This is a genomic window from Microcystis sp. LSC13-02 (assembly GCA_002282935.1).
GTDB lineage: Bacteria > Cyanobacteriota > Cyanobacteriia > Cyanobacteriales > Microcystaceae > Microcystis.
The window spans coordinates 1-4,278 of the sequence record MTBT01000064.1 but is presented as its reverse complement, the minus strand read 5'-3'; the positions used below and the strand labels follow the sequence as shown (position 1 = coordinate 4,278).

Below are 4,278 nucleotides of genomic sequence, written 5' to 3'. Positions count from 1 at the left end.
AAACCAGAAAAATTGGCACTTCAGCAAGCAGAATTAGTGATTAAAAATGATGATTATCTAGAAGTGACCAATCGAATTTATCAAGAGGTATTTAATGTTCAATGGGTTAAACAAGAACTAGAAAAATTAGTTGATGTGGAGAATTCTCCTGCGGGTTTAACTAGAATATTATCTTTATTGGCACTATTAGGCTTTCTTGGATTTACTTTTTGGTCATTCAAGACTCCTGAAAAGACTCCTAATATCGTGGTGACACCTTCACCTAGTATTCCAGAAATTTGTGCTAAACGAGATTTTAATATTAGCTTAGACAAGACTATTCAACAACTGCAAGACTTGAAAAGGAAACAAGGTAATCAGTTTCCTGACAAGTGTGCGACTCAATTAAATGAATTAAGGTTAATTCAGCAAGCATTAGGACTGGGTAGCAATAATTTTGTGGCTAATGTACCGGGTAGAGAAGGTGCTTTTGAAATTTTGTGCAAAATCCCCCCAACTTCTGATAACTTTAAAGAAGCTCAATCTTGGGCAAAACGTTGGCATAAGGACAAAGCTTGGAAACTGGATATCGATCGAGCTTTGCAAGATAATCCAGATTGCCAAAAACTTATTGAATAAACATTAATTTTTCAATCACTAAATACCCCATCACTACCATTTAATTCCTCGGATAATGATACCCGGATTCCTTCCCTTCCCTGTAACCAAAATAGGGAGAATATTTGAAGAATATTGAAGGATTCACTCCTTCTAACAGGAGAGGAATTAACCTGTGGATTCTTTTGACGTAAAACAATTGCTTGCAGATAATAGAGGACATTGCCAATAATTAGCCAGAGAATTAAACTAAAAATAAAGGTAAATACCATGGCTATATTCCATCCAAAAAATTGAAAAACAACTTGAGATAGCCAATTATCCTGTGTTAATCCATTGGCGAATTCTCCCGCATCTTTGGTACTAAAGAAACCCACCGCCATTGTTCCCCAAAAACCACAAAAAAGATGTACTGGAATTGCTCCCGCTGGATCATCAATCACTTTAGTTTTAATTAAAAATTCTTCTCCTAATAAGACAATAATGCCACTAATGCCACCGATGATAATAGCTGATTTGATATTAACATAACCTGATGATGCCGTGATCCCCACTAACCCTCCTAAAATGCCATTAATAATTGTGGATAAACTGGCTTTGCGGCCAATTAAAGGATTAAGAATTAATGCCAAAACTCCTCCCGTGGCAGCGGCAATCATCGTGGTGGTAATTGCCATGGGGACATTATCCAAATTTACCGCCGAACCACCATTAAAACCAAACCATCCTAACCAAAGAATTAAACAACCAAGAGTTGCAAACCCTAACTGATGGGCAGCAAAATTTCCTCTTTCTTTTTCTTCATAACTATCGGTTTTGCGATTATAACCAAAGCGTCCATCCCTCGGTTTTAGTAACCAAGCACCCACTAATCCGGCCATTCCTCCCACCGAATGCACCACCGTTGAACCGGCAAAATCTCGAAACTTAAATAAGTTATATAACCACCCTTCTGATGACCAAATCCAATGTCCTGTAAGAGAATAAGAGAAAGCGACTAAACAGAAACTAAATAGCAAAAATGCCCAAAATTTAACTCTTTCTGCCACTGCTCCCGATACAATGGTCGCCGCAGTTCCCGCAAAAGTTAATTGAAAGAAAAATAAAGTAGCAATTGAACGACCTGGCCACAGTTCTTGGAATTGACTGTATTGATTATTGGGGGTTAAAATTTCCAAGAAAAATCCTGTACCACCAGAGAAACTATTCTTTAGTGCGGATGTATCGCCAAACATTAAACCGAAACCAAACATCCAATAAGCCAAGGCAGAAACACAGAAGACAATTAGGTTTTTAGCTAAGACATTAGTGGCGTTATTAGTACGGCCAAAACCCGTTTCCAGCATGGCAAAACCCGCATTCATAAAGAATACTAAAGAGCCGGCTATTAACATCCAGAGATTAGCAACTAAATCCAGAGTAGAATTATTTGAATCTTGTGCTGTGACTTTGCCTACACCGATCAACAGCATGACGATAAGAGAGAAACAAAAAGATAGGATATTACGCAAACGCGGGCGATATTCTAGAAAAGATAATAATTGATTCATCGGTTATAACTCTCATGGGCAATTTCCCCTTTATGGTAATTGATTTAATCCCCTATCGTTCACTCAAAACTGCTTTTTTCTTGTCCAGATAGCGAGAATTGTCAGGAAAAGTAAACCCATCACTCCCGCTAAAGGATTTTTATCGATTCCAGTTAACCAATCGGGAACAGTACCAGTGTATTTAATTAACTGGCCGACGTTTAATATATAGTATGCCCAGATTAAACCCGCGTGCAGACCGATACTTTTACCCAAATTACCACCACAGGCGCGTTTTGCCCAACCGAGAATTAATCCTAGGAGGACTAAGGCAGGAAATTGGGGAAAAGTGCGGATAATTTCGGCTAAAGGTTTAATAAAGTGAGCAAGAGCAAAAATTAAGGCACTAATCACTAGAGCGATAGCAGGACGATAATCCTTTTCTAATTCTCCCAGTAACCAGCCCCGAAATAGTAATTCTTCGGCAAAACCCACCGCTAAAGCGACTAAAAACCCCTCCAGGATGATTTTGCTGATCTGGGGATTTGCGGGTAAGAAATTTAACCAACCTAGGAACGCTTGGGACAGAAAAAGCGAGAAAGTGAAAAATAAACCGATCGCCAACCCGTTAATTAATTCGATCGGCGTTTTTCTTCGCCAAATCAAACCATAATCGGCTAATCCCTCATCGCCATAAATTATCCGTCCCCACCAATGGGATAACCCCAAAAATTCCAGATAGAGAACAGAAAGGGTCAAAATTGAGACAAGATTAGCATTAGTGGCAAAAAAGTGATAGAGGGGAAGTGCGATCGGCAACCAGAGAAAAAGTAAGAGCAAAATAAAAATTCCCAGTCGTAGGGGGACTGGGTAAGTGGCAATTACCCGTAATCTTTTATTCATCGGGTTCGATGCTGCTGGTTAAACCTTTATTTTTCAAGGTTTCACAGTAAAATTCCGCGTGTTCTTGGATGCAGGTAATCACCAAGGCCGTACCATTAGTGTGCGCTTCCATCATGATATCGACTGCTTGGGGTTGCGTCATACCGGCGATCGTTTGCATTAAACTCTGAACCACATACTCCATCGAGTTAAAGTCGTCATTGTGGAGTAAAACGCGATAACGCGGTGCTGGTTTACGGATTGTCGCTGTGGAACGCTTTTCGATGACTTCTGTGGACACCGTGTTTCTCCTTTGAATCTATATCACAAATACAGGTCAATTACTAATGATCATAATCAAAATTTCCAGATTGAGCTAGGCTTTTTCGGTGATCCGTGAGGGGTTGGGTGTTGGGGAGTGGGGGCAGCTAAAGGAATGACATTTCTAGATAGGGTTTGCGGCAAAAAGTTTTTCGGTGGTGGTAGGGTGTGGGGTGTAGGGTTTTACCGATTTTCAGGTGGTCAACTACCTAATTTTCAGGGAAAAAGTACCTAAATTTCCCCCCGATCACTCCCATATCCGGTACTTTTTGATTGACAAAAGGTCTAAAAGTCTTACCCAACAAGGTTTTTAGATTTATTCAGCAGACCCTAGATAGATCATAATTGAATTAATTGGCTAATTTAAGCTTATTTTTCCATGGCTCCTGACGAATTACAAAACCTCGAAGATAATATTCAATGCTTAAAACAACAATTAGCGGGAAAGCGAAACACTTTAGTCACAATAAAGACACAAAGGAGACAAAGATTAGGTTTGTTAATTCTTCTTCCCATCTAATCAGAATTGGGGTAGGTTACGCTGTCCCTAACCAACCCAACCGGACTACTTCATCGGCGAGATGAAGTTAAATAAAGTTACCTGCCACCAGATTATTACTATTAACCAATCCCAAAAGAACCGAGGAAGCGTTGCTTGAAAAAGCAACCCCAGTACCTTGAATAATCAGTGTATCTGAGCCAACACCATCAGCCCTGATGGTGAAGACATTGCCACTATAGCTACCAGAGAGATAGTAGTTTGTACTGGAAGCCAGACTAGAAGTTGAAACCGCTCAACTAAACTTACTCAAACTTACTTAAAAGTCTGAAAGCTTAGTCATTCGTAGTGGGTCAAGTACTACAGGATTAAACGGCAAACCCTTTATTCCCTGGTCAATGACATCAGGAATTACTTTTCTAATGATGTTAAATGCCCCATTGACATCGG

General features: G+C 39.8%; 4 protein-coding genes and 1 pseudogene. 2 read left to right on the top strand and 3 right to left on the bottom strand.

Going from position 1 to position 4,278, the window contains the following annotated elements; genetic code table 11:
• Positions 1-618: pseudogene (locus BGL89_RS03815) on the top strand (AAA-like domain-containing protein); the annotation flags it as partial.
• A gap of 11 nt (positions 619-629) precedes the next feature.
• On the opposite strand, the gene BGL89_RS03810 reads toward BGL89_RS03815, so the two are convergent.
• The 3 genes from BGL89_RS03810 to clpS all read right to left on the bottom strand — a co-directional run bounded on the left by BGL89_RS03810 (position 630) and on the right by clpS (position 3,309).
• Positions 630-2,147: an ammonium transporter gene (locus BGL89_RS03810; protein ID WP_286824520.1), complete on the bottom strand. Its 1,518-nt coding sequence runs from the start codon at positions 2,145-2,147 to the stop codon at positions 630-632.
• A 63-nt stretch (positions 2,148-2,210) separates the two neighbouring features.
• Positions 2,211-3,029 (bottom strand): CPBP family intramembrane glutamic endopeptidase, encoded by an 819-nt coding sequence (locus BGL89_RS03805; RefSeq protein WP_286824519.1) that lies wholly within the window; start codon positions 3,027-3,029, stop codon positions 2,211-2,213.
• Complete coding sequence (gene clpS / locus BGL89_RS03800) at positions 3,022-3,309, bottom strand: ATP-dependent Clp protease adapter ClpS (protein ID WP_002738526.1); 288 nt, start codon at positions 3,307-3,309, stop codon at positions 3,022-3,024. The genes BGL89_RS03805 and clpS overlap by 8 nt, the downstream gene beginning before the upstream one ends.
• A 399-nt stretch (positions 3,310-3,708) precedes the next feature.
• On the opposite strand from clpS, the gene BGL89_RS03795 reads away from it, so the two are divergent.
• The gene (locus tag BGL89_RS03795; protein ID WP_286824518.1) at positions 3,709-3,849 is read left to right on the top strand and encodes a hypothetical protein; all 141 of its coding nucleotides are present in this window, start codon (positions 3,709-3,711) and stop codon (positions 3,847-3,849) included.
• The last annotated feature ends 429 nt before the right edge of the window (positions 3,850-4,278 follow it).

Excerpts from the sequence above, each read along its gene's own strand:
- BGL89_RS03810 (WP_286824520.1), bottom strand. The coding sequence starts at position 2,147 with ATGAATCAATTATTATCTTTTCTAGAATATCGCCCGCGTTTGCGTAAT.
- BGL89_RS03805 (WP_286824519.1), bottom strand. The coding sequence starts at position 3,029 with ATGAATAAAAGATTACGGGTAATTGCCACTTACCCAGTCCCCCTACGA.
- BGL89_RS03795 (WP_286824518.1), top strand. The coding sequence starts at position 3,709 with ATGGCTCCTGACGAATTACAAAACCTCGAAGATAATATTCAATGCTTA.